Here is a 14,102-nt window from a genome sequence, read left to right as displayed (position 1 = left end):
ACGAAGCCGGCAGGTGCACCCATTTTATCTTTCACGGAGCATGAGCATGGATTCCTATAGCATCAAGACGCTCGATGAGCTGAAAGAGTTTCTCTACCGGGCGATGCAGCTCGAACATGCGACGATTCCTCCGTATCTGACGGCGCTTTACTCGATCAAGCCCAGCATCAACCAGGACGCGACCCAGGTTCTGCGCGTAATCGTCGTGGAAGAAATGCTGCATCTGACGATCGCGGCCAATATTCTCAATGCCATCGGCGGTAAGCCGGATCTTGTCAGGCCGGACTTCGTCGCCAGCTATCCGGCCGCCCTGCCGGACGGTGAGACCGATTTCAGGGTCGGTATCCAGGCATTCGGCCGTGAGGCGCTGGCGACTTTCCTGAAAATCGAGCGGCCGGCCCAGCGTCCTGAACATCTCGTCGGCAAGGGCCTGATGTACCGCAAAACTCCCGCCGATATCACCGCGCTTGCCAGCCATCCGAGGCATGAGGACCTCCATTTCTACAGTATCGGCGAGTTCTACTCGGCCATTGCGGAAGGCATCAAATATCTGGAAGCCGAAGCGCATGGGGCGGGCACAACCATCTTTACCGGCGACAGGTCGCGCCAGATCACTTCGGAATATTATTACTCCGGCGGCGGCGAGCTGTTTCCCGTCACCGATCTGAAAAGCGCCCAGGAAGCCATCGAGCTCATCATCGAACAGGGTGAGGGCGACGGCGGCGGTATCTACGACGGTGACGACCACGAACTGGCCCATTACTATCGTTTCGAGGAGCTGGTCAAAGGCCGCTACTACCAGAAGGGCGACCAGCCCGGCCAGCCCACAGGTCCGCACCTGCAGGTCGATTGGGAGGGCGCCTATCCCATAAAAGAGAACCTGAAAGTAAAAGATATACACGAAGGTTCGGAACTGCGTGAGGCGGCGATCGCCTTCAACACCCGCTATGGCGAATTTCTCCAGCTTTTGACGCGTGCCTATAACGGCCAGCCAAACCTGCTGCTGGAAGCCGTTCCGATGATGTTCGAATTCCGCAACATGATCCTCGAACTCATCCGCAATCCGCTGCCGGGGCATCCCGGCAAGAACGGCAGCCCCACCTATGAGATCCCCGGCGGCATCAGACAGCCAGCCGTCACCCGGCAGGCGGAGGTGAACGCATGAGCAGCCGTTTCGAGCCCTTTCTGGGCCTTTCCGTCGAATTGACGGCCTTCTCCTACTTCGATCTGTTGGGAACCGGCCTGGCAGAACGCTATCTCGCCACGCTCGACACGGTGGTCGGCAGCGAGATCACCGACGCGCTGCTGGCCGCTTTCACCGCCTTGCCACCGCCGGAAAGTGAGGCCCGTATCCACGCCCTGCGCACGACCATCCTCGGCAATGAATTGCTCGGAGACGTCGCCCGCGCGCTGATCAAGCTCTGGTATTCCGGCACTTGGTTCGAGCTGCCCTCCGCTTGGACGGAGCGCTTTGGCCCCAGGCCTGCGAATACCACCTTCGTCGTTTCTCCCGATGCCTATATCGAGGGTCTGCTCTGGAAGGCGATCGGAGCTCACCCTGCGGGCGCCAAGGGGCAGGGTTTCGGCTCCTGGGCCTTTCCACCGAAAATTCCGGCTCCGGCCCCCGTTCCAAAACCTGACCTGACGCCACTTCCGCTTGTCTTCAAAGAACTGGATCAACGCCATGACGAATTATCTGCATCGATTGACGCCCGCTAAGGTCTGGCTCGGCGTCATCCCCACGCTCTGGTGGAATGACGATTTCATCAATATCGACATCGGCATCCCCTACGAGCAGGCTCTGAGTGAAATGGCGCTCGCCGGCTATGTCGGGTGCGGCGTCGGCCATAAATATCCGACGGATCCGAAAATCTTGCGCCCCGTCCTCGAACTCAGGGGATTGCGGATTTCGGAGCCTTGGGTGAGCACTTACTTCACCATCAAGGCGATGAATCGTCACACGCTTGAAAGCGTCGATGCTCAGCTCGACTTCCTCGAAGCCATGGAAGGCGGCAGCGACGATCCGCGCAGGGCCGATCTCGTCGTCGCCGAATTTGGCGGAGCGGTCAATCCGCTTCCGGTCGCCCTGTTTCCCAATTGCCCCGAATTCTCCGAGGACCAGTGGAAACAGCTGATCGAAGGCCTGCACGCAGCCGGAGAGAAGGCCAGGGCCCGCAACCGCCGGCTCTGCTATCACCCGCATCTCGGAACCGGGGTGATGAAGACGGAAGCGATCCACCGGCTCATGGACGAGACGGATCCTCGCCTGGTCAACATGCTTCTCGATACCGCGCACCAGGCGGCCGCCGGCGTCGATCCGCTGGCGCTGGCCAGAAAATACGCCCACCGCATCAAGCATGTTCACCTGAAAGACATTCGCGCCGAGGTGGTTAAGAACATTCACAACAGAGAATTGTCCTTTCAGCAAGGGATCGAGGCGGGGATCTTCACCGTGCCGGGCGACGGCTCCATAGAAACCTTTCCGGAAATCCTCGATGCGTTGGCCGAGGCGGATTTCGCCGGTTGGATCTGCATCGAGGCAGAGCAGGACCCGGCCAAGGCCAATCCGCTGCAATACGCGAAAATGGGCCGCGAATATCTGCGCAAGCTGCTTGGATGGTAGCCCGGCGCGGACCGTTTGTTTCGCCCCGATGACAATGTGAAGGAGGCGGGGACGGATCTCGCCTCATCACAATGCCGGGCGAGACATCACCCTGAACCACGCATTACTGGATAGCCACAGCTGGAGTGATGAAGATGGAAGAGGCACGCAGGCGAGATATATATTTCAGCTTCTTTATGTTTACAGCGGACTTGAGGCCGAATGACGCTGCCTATACCCAGGTTCTCGTCAGACATCTGGAAGCTCTCACCGAGATCGGCTACACCGGCTTCGATGTGCATATCGCCCCAGGACCGGCCCATGCCGATCATCACGCTGAGGTCGAAAGCTATATCAGCCTCAGACGAGCGTTCGATCGGGCCGGCTTCCGGGATGTGAAGTTCACAACCAATGTGGGGACCACGCGAAGCTTCGATCCGACCTCGCCCTACGAGGAACAGCGTAAGCAGGCATTGTCCTATCTCAAGTCCCGCGTCGACATCACCTCGGTGCTGGGCGGCGAGAATACGATCATGTCAGGGCCGTTCCTTTACCCCTATGGCATCTTTCCGCTGACGGATGACGGTGAAGGGATATGGAGCGACGCGCTTCAGGATTGGATGAAGCCGCGATACGCGGCGGCGGCCTCCATCTTCCGAGAATTGGCGCAATATTCCGCCGAGAAGCGGGTGAAGCTCGCCATCGAACCCGTCAAGAATTGGGAAACGCCCGGGCCGACAATGGTCTCGGAAGCGCTGGATTTTCTCGAAAGCGCCGACATTCCGGTCTGTGGCGTCACGATCGATACAGCCCAGGTCGTGATGGAAAGCCAGGGGCCGGCAATCTTCAGGAAAAATGTCGCCCGGGCAGCACAGCAGAGCCGGCTGAATTACGTTCATATCTCAGCGCCGGACCGGGGCGCTGTCAGCGATAGCTGGATTCCCTGGGAGATCATGCTGGACGAAATCGTACCGGTCTATTCCGGCCCTTATCTCGTCGAAGTCTTCAACGCGATTCCCCCCTTCGAGAGCTCGATGCGAATGACGCGCAGACGCTTCTGGCGGCCCGGCGAGGACGCGCCCGAGGCGGGCGTCGACAGCGCCTACGACGTTGCGCGCGCAGCCCTGAGGACATTGGAGGAAAAGATCGCGTCCCACGGTCGTCGATCTCATCCGTGATGGCGCTCCGGCGCGCAAATGTTGGAAACAGCCGGCGAATGCTGGGGAACCAAATCTCCGCCATGCCCGGGTGAACGTCAAACCTCAGTCAACGACCTTCAAACAGGGAGATACCGATGGTGGCCCAATTGCCGGAGCCCATTAAAATCGTCAGGCGAGCAGGCGATGTCCGTATTCATACTTTCATTTCGGCTTTCACGGATGACAATATCGCCAATGCGACGCACATCATCGAGAGCAGGAACAAGCTTGTTCTTGTCGATGGGCAATTCCTCGTTCCCTATGCGCTGCAATTCAGGGCCTATGCCGACAGTATCGGCAAGGAGATCGACCGGATTTACCTGTCGCACAGGCACCCCGACCATTGGTTCGGCCTGGGAGCCGCATTCAGCGACATTCCGATTCATGCACTGTCGGAAACGAAGGAGTTCCTGAGGCAGCATGGGCAGGATTCCCTGAATGACCATTGGAAACTGGGCAACCTCGCTCCGACGAGCTTGGTAATTCCCGAAAAAACCGTCCGTGCCGGCCACGAGATCATCGACGGTGTCAAATACGTATTTGATGAAGTCGTTGATACGGAGATCGATTTTCTCCTCACCATAGGTCTTCCTGATGTCGGCGTTTTTATTGCGCAAGACCTGATCTACAGCGGAACGCACCTTTATCTGACGAAATATATGGAGCATTGGATCGGGATTTTGCAGGGCATGCTGCTGTCCGACTATGAGCTGTTCCTTCCCGGTCACGGCTTTCCGGCTGACAAAAACGAGGTTGCCAAAAATATAGAGTATTTGTCCGTCGCCATGGAGGCCGCCGGCAACGGACTCACCAATGATGCTTTCAAGCGCTTCCTGCTGGAAAGATTTCCCGAACGAAAATGCCCCGGAATATTCGACATATACATACCGCGCTTATTCGATAACGCGAGCGAGTTCTAATATTCGTCAATTCTCGTCAACAGGGGAGCCGTTGGAACATGGGCGATACATACACGGTTGGGCAATATCTGGTCGATAGACTTCGCGAACTGGGCCTGGGGCACCTGTTTTCCGTGGCGGGCGATTATTCGATCGAATGGGTGAACAGCTATGTCGAAAAAAGCGATATTCAGGTCATCGAAGAGGTGAATGAACTGAATGCCGGTTATGCGGCCGACGGCTATGCGAGACTGAAAGGAATTGGTGCGCTGTGCGTCACCTATTCCGCAGGCTCGCTTTGCGCAACAAATGCGATCGCCGGATCTTACGTCGAGAAAGTGCCGGTCGTCCTGATCAACGGTGCGCCAAGCATCCAGAAAACGCTGACATTCGAACAAACCGGCTACAGTTCGCACCACTTCATCAGCGGGCGGGAAACGGATCGTCAGGTGTTCGAATACATAACCGCCGCTACCGTCCGCATCGACAGCCCTCATCTTGCGCCAATGCTGATAGATTATGCGCTGACACAGTGCATCACGGAAAGACGTCCTGTTTATATCGAGTTGCTGGAGGATATGGTCGACCTGGAATGCGCGCGCCCGTCGACTGCATTAAGAGCGGCGCCTGACATATCCGACGAGGACAGTCTCAATCAGTCGATCGCGCAAATCAGCGAAAGATTGCAGAATGCCACCAAACCGCTGATCTGGATCGGTGTCGAGATCGACCGGTTCGGCCTCCACGACCAGGCGGAGCGGCTCATTCGGGACCTCAAAATTCCCTACGTGACCGAGCTTTTGAGCAAGGCCATCCTGTCGGAAGACGATGTCCAATTTGCCGGGGTGTTCGATGGCCAATCATCATCACCCTATGTCCAGTCTTTCGTCAAAGACTCCGACTTCGTATTGGCGCTGGGCGTCTGGTTGACTGATATCAACGATTTGGGCTGGCCTATCGATGTTGCTAAGACCGCATTCGCCTCCTGGGATACAGTGAAATACGGCACGATCTTCAACGCACAGGTTTCGTTGGCGGATCTCGTCAACGGCTTGATCGACAAAAGGCTGACATGCAAAGCCCAAAGCCTTCCGGCGAAAACGGCCCGGCAAGCGCCGGTCGTGAATCCGGCAGGCGAAATTACCTATCAGGGTTTCTACGATCTCATTCAGCAGCAGATCGACGAAAATACCATCGTTGGTGCCGATGCCAGTCTGAATTATTTCGGCAGCCTGCTTCTTGAAGTGGGGGCTCGCCGCGGTTTCATCGTCCAGTCATCTTATTCGGCGATCGGTTATATCGGCCCGGCCGCGACCGGGGTTTCGCTGGCGAAGCAAGATAACCAGAGGCTGCTGGTCTTTGCCGGGGATGGCGGGTTTCAGATGACCGCTCAATGCCTCTCGACACAAACCCGTTTCAATCTCAACCCGATCATCTTCGTGATGGACAACGGCATCTATGGCGTGGAGCAATGGCTTGCCGACGCATCGGTTTTCCATGGTAACAAGCCGTTCTACAATTCATGCATCCTGCACCGATGGAATTACAGCAAGTTGGCAGAGGTCTTTGGCTGCCAGGGCTGGAAAGTGGATACCTATGGCGAACTGCAGGACGCCATAAATGGCGCCAAAGAAAACCTGAACAGTCCGTCCATCATCCAGGTCGTCGTGCCTCAGCGGTCAATCCCCAATAATGCGAACTGGAAAGCAAGCTAGATGTGAGCGTCCAATAGGTTGTCCATTCGGCCGGCAGGCATTGACTGCCGTCGCTTGATCGCTTCGACGTTATCGACCGGCCCCAACAACTTCGGCCCGCTCGCAATCGAATATCTCCTGCTCCAAACGCGCCGACAGGTCGGCAAACGACTGCGGTCGTCCGAACGCATAACCCTGGAGGGTGTGGACGCCGAGAGCGGCAAGCACGTTGGCGTGCTCGAGGGTTTCCACGCCTTCCGCAATCACCTCCATATCCAGCGCCCGCGCTATGTCGACCAATGAGCCGACCAGCCGGCGGCTGGGCACCGATTGCAGGATCGGCGTCACAAGCTGGCGATCAATCTTGACACGATCCGGCCGCAGCTCGAGCAAACCCAGCAAGGAAGCATGCCCCGAGCCGAGGTCGTCGATCTCGATGTCGATGCCGAAAGACTTGATCGCCTGGATGTTCTGCCGCACTTGGTCACTCAGGCTGTCCAGGAATATCGTCTCTATCAGCTCAAAACTCAACCGGCCGGGCGGGATGTCATAGCCGTCGAGCTTCGCCGTCAGCTCGGGATCGTCGAGACGATCGGCGGAAAGATTGACGGACACCCGGATGCCTTTGAGTGGGGAAGCGGAGGATTTCATGTCCGACAGAACAGCCTTCAGAACGACATCGTCAAGCTCTGCGACCAATCCATTCGACGAGGCGATGGACAGGAAATGCGCCGGGGCGAGAATTCCTCGGGTAGGATGATGCCACCGCGCCAGAGCTTCGACGCCGCTCACCCGGAAAGATCTGGCGTCGACCTGCACCTGGTAGAATGGGCGGATCTGACCGAGCGCCAGTCCGGCCCGCAGATCCTGGGCGAGCTGCCTTTCATTCGCCAGCGTCGAAGCCATTTCGTCGGAAAAAATCTCGGCCCGATTCCGACCGTTGCGTTTGGCATGGTACAGCGCCAGATCGGATTGGGAGAGCAGCCTGGCGAAATCGGCGCTCATGGCGCTCGCAACGCCAATCGAACACCGCACGATCAGCGTCTGATCGCCGACAGGAAGCGGGCTCTCCAGACGTCTCTGAATATGATCGAGCACCGCAATCGTCTTGTCACATTCGTCCTCGGTGATGACGACAGCGAACTCGTCGCCGCCGAGCCGTGCCGCGACGTCACCAGCGGAAATGGCCTCCAGCAGAATTTTGCTGACGTGACAGAGAACGAGGTCGCCGACCGCATGTCCGAAGCGGTCATTGATCTCCTTGAAATGGTCGACGTCTATATGAAGAAGCGCAACCTTGATGCTCTCCTGCCTGGCAAATTCGGACAGAGCGAAATCGAAGCTGCGCCGATTCAACAGGCCGGTGAGGTGATCGTGATCGGCCGCGAACCGCGCCTCCGCCCGGCTCCTCTCCAGCTCCTTGTTGAGAAGCACATCGTCCGTCACATCCCATTCGGCGCCGACAAAGCACGGGTCGCCGGCCGCGTCGACGAAATAACGAGCACGCGAACGCAGATAGCGGGTCGCTCCATCCGGCCGCATGATGCGAAACTCGGAGGCATAATCCGATTTGGTTTCAATCGCGCGGAGAAAGATTTCATTGGTCGGCACGAGGTCGTCCGGGTGGATGCTGTCGAGCCAGATGACATCGAGCGGCGCTTTCGGAATGCCATAGATCGATTTGAGCTGTTCATCCCATCGCGTCTGATTTTTGGCGATATTGTGCTGCCAGATCCCGACCCCGGACGCTTCAAGGGCCAGTCCAAGCTGGCGAAGCAGGTTCTCAAGCTCGACATTTGTTCTGGATCGTTTGCTGCTCAAGGCGATCTCGCTGTTTCGTTCGCCCGAATGTCGCATTGAATATTTTAAAGAGTGCTAATCGAGAGCAAGCGCGGCGGCAATCCGACCGTCGCCGATCGCAAATCGGCCGAAATGTGTCCGTGACCTCTGATGTCGAACCAGGGCAGCTTGCGGCAACGAGCTTCCTCCAGCGGGAATGTTTCCCTGCAGGCGAGATTGACGACGGCCGCAATTTACCTCTGCATCGCGGGCCGCAGCGCGACCACCTGCGACGGCATGCTGCTTTCCAAGGAGCGCGTGTTGTACTGGGCATTCACGGGGTCTCTGTCATCCAATTGGAACTGATTGACCAGCTGGCGCAGGCGGCTTGCTTCGGAGGCTAGCGAAGAGGCGGCGGCCGTGGACTGCTCGACCATTGCCGCATTCTGCTGGGTTGCCTGATCCATTTGATTGATAGCTGTGTTGATCTCGGAAAGCCCGGTCGCCTGCTCGCGCGCCGAGGTGGCGATCGCGTCCATGGCTCGGTTGATCTCGGCAACGCGTTCGCCGATCGATTTCAGTGACGTCCCGGTTTCGAGAACCAGTTTCACCCCATGTTGGACTTCAGTCGATGAATTCTGAATAAGACCTTTGATTTCCTTGGCCGCTTGCGCGGCACGCTGCGCGAGTTCGCGGACTTCTTGTGCGACCACCGCGAAACCTTTTCCTGCCTCACCGGCTCGCGCCGCCTCGACACCGGCGTTGAGCGCCAGGAGGTTCGTCTGGAAAGCAATTTCATCGATGACGCCAATAATGTTGGAAATCTGCTGCGAACTGTCCTCGATGCGTCGCATGGCCTGCTCGGCCTCCGACACGACTGTTGCCGAGCGCTGGGCGCTGACATTGGCTTCTGCGGATATAGTGCGCGCCTCCTCGGTGCGCTTCGATGCCATCGCGACATTCGAGGTAATCTCGTCCAACGCGGCTGCGGTTTCCTCGAGCGAAGCAGCCTGTTGTTCAGTGCGTTTCGACAAGTCCTGGGCACCGGATGCTATTTCACCGGTGCCATTGTCTATGCTGTGAACCGTCTGCAGCACCGCGCCGATCGTCGCGCCCAATTGCCGCAGCGAGATATTGAAATCGTCGCGCAATGATTCGTATTCAGCGGCAAATCGCTCCGAGAGCTGAAAGGATATGTCGCCAGCGGCAAGGCGGCGCAGACCTCCGCCCAAGGTCGTGGTCGCAAAGCGCAACTGTTCGGCTTCGCGCTCGGCGCGCTGCTGGGCTGCGGCGCGCGCCGCCTCGCCCTCACTGCGGGATTCGGCAGCCTCCCTCTCAAGCCTGACGACGTTGAGAGCATTCTGACGAAACACTTCGACCGCCCCGGCCATTTCGCCGATTTCGTCGGCGCGGCCGGCATAGGGAATATCGCTGTCGAGATCGCCCGCCGACAACCGCTTCATGGCGGACGCCGTATTGCGGATCGGGTGGGCAATGCCGGAAATCGCGAAAACGATCCCCGCCAGAGCGACCAGCAAGGCGAGAGAGGCGATCGCGGCCGTCATTATGAAAGCGGACTTCGCATCGGCATCGCTTGCCGCGACAAAGCTTTCGGTCTGGCTGAGAATGAATGCCACCAGATCCGCCACCCCATTGTTCACCAGTTCGGCCTGCGGCACCATCTTTTCCTTAAAAAGGCGGACTGCCTCGGCTGTCTTGCCGCTATCTTCGAGCGCTGTCATTTCCTCTGCCAACGCGCGGTATTTTTCGAGTTCGGGCTTTATCTGATTAATGAGCTGGCGTCCGCGCTCGGTGCGCACGCCCTTGTCGTAGTCGCCAACAGCCGTCTCGAGCCCCGCGGCAGCGGCCGCGATCGCCTGCTTTCCGGTTCTGTCGTTTTCCACCGTGTCTTCGAGCAAATACCGGGTGTGGGCAAGTTTCAGATCAAGAAAGTTGGCTTTGATTTCACGCGCCGTCACCAGCCGATGCACCCAGAAGGTACCGACCTGTTCGGCATTTGCGCGAAGCGAGGAAATGGTGTCCAGCGAGACGTAGGACAGAACAACTATGAACATGCTGATGATGGATAGCTTTAAGATGAGGGCTTGCTTGATACTCGGGCGCTTCATGCGGGTCTCCTCTTGGGACGGTCGCTGCCGGTTAAGGCAAAATTTCCCATCGGATTCGATAATTTAGTATTAACTAAACAGAGAGATTCGTTCAGGTCTCGAAATCGCTGGTCGTCGCATTTACTTCCGCGATCATTCCCAAGGCCAGCTCCCCTCAAAGTTACTGGAATATATAAAGAATTACGACTTCACCGTGCGTGGAGATCTGCGAGACGGGCGCCTTCGGACTGCCACTGCGTCGCGATTCGCCAGAGGGAGAGCATGGGAATGCAACCAGCCCGCTTAACGCCTTCAACCGTTGAACGCGAGCGTGCAGCCTTCTATTGGGTCGCAGGGCCTAAATCCGCGTGGCCATTTTATGTGCACTGCACAAATATGGCGCTCCGCGGGTGCGCCCCGCGTTCGCAGTAGCACAAATCGTAATCACATTCGACATATGCACAACAAATAGTCACATCCGAAATTTCCGATTTTCTTGTTTCGCTTCCTGCAGTTACCGGCCATCCCCTGGAACTGGCACGCTGATTGCAGGTTCTCAAACGCCCGGTCAACGGCGACTGAGGCAGAGAGGCGCGGCTTAAGCGCCGACTTCGACACCGACGTCGCAAGGTTTTTGCTGTCCGGGATTTCCCACCCCGAACGCAGATGCCGGCGGCGTTTTTTTGCGTCCGAATTCACCAAGCAGAGGGGAACCTGCAGATGAAAAAGCTTTCGACGACTGGGATTTCGACAACCGGCATTACCCGCCGCACGATGCTCAAGACGACAGCGGCGGCCGCCCTGATCGGCGCCGCCAAGACCGCCTTTCCCTCCGGCGCCTTCGCAGCCGGAGCCGGCCCTGAAGTGAAAGGCATCAAGCTCGGCTTCATCGCTCTCACCGATTCCGCACCGCTCATCATCGCCAAGGAGAAAGGCTTTTTCGACAAGCACGGCCTGCCGGAAACGGATGTCGCCAAGCAGGCCTCCTGGGGCGCGACGCGCGACAATCTGGTGCTCGGCGGCGCGGCCAATGGCATCGATGGCGCGCACATCCTTTCGCCGCTCCCGTACCTCATGCAGACGGGCAAGGTGACGCAGAACAACAAGCCGGTGCCGATGGCGATCCTTGCCCGGCTCAACCTCGACAGCCAGGGCATTTCCGTGGCCAAGGAATATGCAGAGACCGGTGTGCAGCTGGATGCCTCCAAGCTGAAGGCCGCCTTCGAGAAAAAGAAGGCGGAAGGCAAGGAGATCAAGGCCGCCATGACCTTCCCGGGCGGCACCCACGACCTCTGGATTCGTTACTGGCTCGCCGCCGGCGGCATCGATCCGAACAAGGATGTTTCCACAATCGTCGTGCCGCCTCCGCAGATGGTGGCCAACATGAAGGTCGGCAACATGGATGTCTTCTGTGTGGGCGAGCCGTGGAACGAGCAACTCGTCAACCAGGGCATCGGCTTCACGGCGGCGACCACCGGCGAGCTCTGGAAGGGCCATCCCGAAAAGGCGCTCGGCCTGCGCGCCGAGTGGATCGAGAAGAACCCCAATGCCGCCAAGGCCCTGCTGATGGCCGTGATGGAGGCGCAGCAATGGTGCGAAAGCATGGAGAACAAGGCCGAGATGGCGGAGATCCTCGGCAAGCGCCAATGGTTCAACGTTCCGACCAAGGACGTGCTCGGCCGCCTCAAGGGCGACATCAACTACGGCAACGGCCGCGAAGCCAAGGCCACCGACCTCTATATGAAATTCTGGAAGGACGGCGCCTCCTATCCGTTCAAGAGCCACGACACCTGGTTCATGACGGAAAATGTCCGCTGGGGAAATCTGCCTGGTACAACCGACATCAAGGCGCTGGTCAACCAGGTGAACCGCGAGGACATCTGGCGGGAAGCCGCCAAGGATCTGGGCGTCGCAGCCGCCGACATTCCCGCTTCCTCGTCGCGCGGCAAGGAAACCTTCTTCGACGGCAAGGTCTTCGATCCTGAAAATCCCTCCGCCTATCTCGACAGCCTTTCGATCAAGGCCGTCTCCTGATCCCGCCTCCGGCGCGCGAACGGCGCGCCGGCCTTCCATTCCCGTGAGGAGCGCGCTGATGTCCGCCCTGGCAAATAAAGAAAATCCCTCGATCGTCGCGTCTGCCAAGCCGGCGGCGAAGATTCTGTCATTCTCCGGCAAACAAGGATCGCGGATCGATTTTCGCCGTGCGGCGCTGACCGCACTTCACAATGTCGCTCCACCGGCCGTCGTGCTGGCACTCGTCCTCATTCTCTGGCAGGCGCTCTGTTCATCGGCGGATGCCTCTCTGCCGTCGCCGCATCAAGTCTGGCAGGATAGCTACGACCTCATCGTCTATCCGTTCTTCAACTACGGTTCCCAGGATATCGGGCTCGGCTGGCGGGTGCTGGTCTCGCTGCAGCGCGTGGCTTATGGCTTCGGCCTTGCCGCAGTCACCGGCATCATCATCGGGGCGATCATCGGCCAATCGGTCTGGGCGATGCGCGGCCTCGATCCGATTTTCCAGGTGCTACGCACGGTGCCGCCGCTCGCCTGGCTGCCGCTGTCGCTCGCCGCCTTCCAGGATTCCAACCCTTCGGCCATCTTCGTCATCTTCATCACCTCGATCTGGCCTGTCATCATCAACACCGCCGTCGGCGTCCGCAATATTCCGCAGGATTATCGCAACGTCGCCGAGGTGCTGCGGCTCAACCAACTCGAATTCTTCTGGAAGATCATGCTGCCGTCGGCAGCCCCTTACATCTTCACCGGCCTCAGGATCGGCGTCGGCCTGTCCTGGCTCGCCATCGTCGCGGCCGAAATGCTGACCGGCGGCGTCGGCATCGGCTTCTTCATCTGGGACGCGTGGAACTCATCGCGCCTTTCGGACATCATCGTCGCGCTCGCCTATATCGGCATCGTCGGTTTTGCCCTCGACAAGCTGGTGGCCGCGCTCGGCAAACTCGTCACCCGCGGCGCCATGGCCAACTGAGGACCATCCTGATGAACGCCTATCTCAAGCTCGACCACATCGACAAGCATTTCGATCGCGGCGGCGTGCGCGCCGAAGTCCTGAAGGATATCAACCTGACGATATCCGAGGGCGAATTCGTCTCGATCATCGGCCATTCAGGCTGCGGCAAATCCACCCTGCTCAATCTCATCGCCGGCCTGACCCCGGTTTCTTCAGGCGCCGTGCTCCTGGAAAATCGCGAGGTCAACGAACCGGGTCCGGAACGCGCCGTCGTCTTTCAGAACCATTCGCTGCTGCCCTGGCTGACGGTCTATGAGAACGTAAATCTCGCCGTCTCCAAGGTTTTCAGCCGAACGAAGACCAGGGCCGAGCGGCATGACTGGGTCATGGCCAATCTCGACCTCGTGCAGATGGCGCACGCCAAAGACAAGCGGCCCGCGGAAATATCGGGAGGCATGAAGCAGCGCGTCGGCATTGCGCGCGCGCTTGCCATGGAGCCGAAGATCCTGCTCCTCGATGAGCCCTTCGGTGCGCTCGATGCGCTAACGCGCGCCCATCTTCAGGATGCGGTGATGGAAATTCACGCCCGGCTTGGCAACACGATGGTGATGATCACCCATGATGTCGACGAAGCGGTGCTGCTCTCCGACCGCATCGTGATGATGACCAACGGCCCGGCGGCCCGCATCGGCGAAGAGCTCGATGTGACCATGCCCCGCCCCCGCAACCGCATCGAACTCGCCTCCGACAGGACATATCTCAAATGCCGCGAGGCCGTGCTGAAGTTCCTTTACGAACGCCACCGCTTCATCGAAGCCGCGGAGTAGACCCCGCGGCGATTGCCAATCGGGCA

11 protein-coding genes are annotated in these 14,102 nt (G+C 58.7%); 9 read left to right on the top strand and 2 right to left on the bottom strand.

Going from position 1 to position 14,102, the window contains the following annotated elements; translation table 11 throughout:
• Positions 1-46: 46 nt before the first annotated feature.
• The 6 genes from EFR00_RS14805 (at position 47) to EFR00_RS14780 (ending at position 6,415) form a co-directional block, all read left to right on the top strand.
• Positions 47-1,165 carry a ferritin-like domain-containing protein gene (locus tag EFR00_RS14805; protein ID WP_077988975.1) on the top strand — a complete coding sequence of 373 codons (1,119 nt, stop codon included), beginning with the start codon at positions 47-49 and terminating at the stop codon, positions 1,163-1,165.
• Positions 1,162-1,719, top strand: a complete 558-nt coding sequence (locus tag EFR00_RS14800) for a hypothetical protein (protein WP_009991346.1) — start codon at positions 1,162-1,164, stop codon at positions 1,717-1,719. The genes EFR00_RS14805 and EFR00_RS14800 overlap by 4 nt, the downstream gene beginning before the upstream one ends.
• The gene (gene iolE / locus EFR00_RS14795; protein ID WP_040142123.1) at positions 1,685-2,623 is read left to right on the top strand and encodes a myo-inosose-2 dehydratase; all 939 of its coding nucleotides are present in this window, start codon (positions 1,685-1,687) and stop codon (positions 2,621-2,623) included. Before EFR00_RS14800 ends, iolE begins: the two co-directional genes overlap by 35 nt.
• 128 nt (positions 2,624-2,751) lie before the next feature.
• Positions 2,752-3,780, top strand: coding sequence for a sugar phosphate isomerase/epimerase family protein (locus EFR00_RS14790; protein ID WP_183738658.1), 1,029 nt, complete (start codon positions 2,752-2,754; stop codon positions 3,778-3,780).
• Between the two features lie 116 nt (positions 3,781-3,896).
• The gene (locus EFR00_RS14785) at positions 3,897-4,721 is read left to right on the top strand and encodes an MBL fold metallo-hydrolase (protein ID WP_040142125.1); all 825 of its coding nucleotides are present in this window, start codon (positions 3,897-3,899) and stop codon (positions 4,719-4,721) included.
• 38 nt (positions 4,722-4,759) lie between these two features.
• A complete protein-coding gene (locus EFR00_RS14780; protein ID WP_077988974.1) occupies positions 4,760-6,415 on the top strand; it encodes an alpha-keto acid decarboxylase family protein in 1,656 nt (551 codons plus the stop codon).
• A gap of 69 nt (positions 6,416-6,484) precedes the next feature.
• Here the strand turns inward: EFR00_RS14780 and EFR00_RS14775 are convergent, their stop codons facing one another.
• Together EFR00_RS14775 and EFR00_RS14770 are read right to left on the bottom strand one after the other, a co-directional pair.
• Entirely contained in the window at positions 6,485-8,251 is a 1,767-nt protein-coding gene (locus EFR00_RS14775) for a putative bifunctional diguanylate cyclase/phosphodiesterase (RefSeq protein WP_077988973.1), read from the bottom strand.
• 176 nt (positions 8,252-8,427) lie between these two features.
• Positions 8,428-10,302, bottom strand: coding sequence for a HAMP domain-containing methyl-accepting chemotaxis protein (locus EFR00_RS14770; RefSeq protein WP_077988972.1), 1,875 nt, complete (start codon positions 10,300-10,302; stop codon positions 8,428-8,430).
• A gap of 699 nt (positions 10,303-11,001) precedes the next feature.
• On the opposite strand from EFR00_RS14770, the gene EFR00_RS14765 reads away from it, so the two are divergent.
• Genes EFR00_RS14765 through EFR00_RS14755 form a run of 3 tightly spaced genes read left to right on the top strand, consistent with a single transcriptional unit; the run spans position 11,002 to position 14,076 of the window.
• Entirely contained in the window at positions 11,002-12,315 is a 1,314-nt protein-coding gene (locus EFR00_RS14765; protein WP_077988971.1) for a CmpA/NrtA family ABC transporter substrate-binding protein, read from the top strand.
• A gap of 58 nt (positions 12,316-12,373) precedes the next feature.
• On the top strand, positions 12,374-13,267 hold the full coding sequence (gene ntrB, locus EFR00_RS14760) for a nitrate ABC transporter permease (protein ID WP_077988970.1): 894 nt from the start codon (positions 12,374-12,376) through the stop codon (positions 13,265-13,267).
• Positions 13,268-13,278: 11 nt separating this feature from the next.
• On the top strand, positions 13,279-14,076 hold the full coding sequence (locus tag EFR00_RS14755) for an ABC transporter ATP-binding protein (RefSeq protein WP_009987379.1): 798 nt from the start codon (positions 13,279-13,281) through the stop codon (positions 14,074-14,076).
• The last annotated feature ends 26 nt before the right edge of the window (positions 14,077-14,102 follow it).

Source organism: Rhizobium sophoriradicis, assembly GCF_003939025.1.
Classification (GTDB): Bacteria; Pseudomonadota; Alphaproteobacteria; order Rhizobiales; family Rhizobiaceae; genus Rhizobium; species Rhizobium sophoriradicis.
This window is presented reverse-complemented; position numbering and strand designations above follow the sequence as displayed.

Bases quoted from the DNA above. Each gene is read 5' to 3' on its own strand.
- EFR00_RS14805 (WP_077988975.1), top strand. From the start codon at position 47: ATGGATTCCTATAGCATCAAGACGCTCGATGAGCTGAAAGAGTTTCTC.
- EFR00_RS14800 (WP_009991346.1), top strand. From the start codon at position 1,162: ATGAGCAGCCGTTTCGAGCCCTTTCTGGGCCTTTCCGTCGAATTGACG.
- iolE (WP_040142123.1), top strand. From the start codon at position 1,685: ATGACGAATTATCTGCATCGATTGACGCCCGCTAAGGTCTGGCTCGGC.
- EFR00_RS14790 (WP_183738658.1), top strand. From the start codon at position 2,752: ATGAAGATGGAAGAGGCACGCAGGCGAGATATATATTTCAGCTTCTTT.
- EFR00_RS14785 (WP_040142125.1), top strand. From the start codon at position 3,897: ATGGTGGCCCAATTGCCGGAGCCCATTAAAATCGTCAGGCGAGCAGGC.
- EFR00_RS14780 (WP_077988974.1), top strand. From the start codon at position 4,760: ATGGGCGATACATACACGGTTGGGCAATATCTGGTCGATAGACTTCGC.
- EFR00_RS14775 (WP_077988973.1), bottom strand. From the start codon at position 8,251: ATGCGACATTCGGGCGAACGAAACAGCGAGATCGCCTTGAGCAGCAAA.
- EFR00_RS14770 (WP_077988972.1), bottom strand. From the start codon at position 10,302: ATGAAGCGCCCGAGTATCAAGCAAGCCCTCATCTTAAAGCTATCCATC.
- EFR00_RS14765 (WP_077988971.1), top strand. From the start codon at position 11,002: ATGAAAAAGCTTTCGACGACTGGGATTTCGACAACCGGCATTACCCGC.
- ntrB (WP_077988970.1), top strand. From the start codon at position 12,374: ATGTCCGCCCTGGCAAATAAAGAAAATCCCTCGATCGTCGCGTCTGCC.
- EFR00_RS14755 (WP_009987379.1), top strand. From the start codon at position 13,279: ATGAACGCCTATCTCAAGCTCGACCACATCGACAAGCATTTCGATCGC.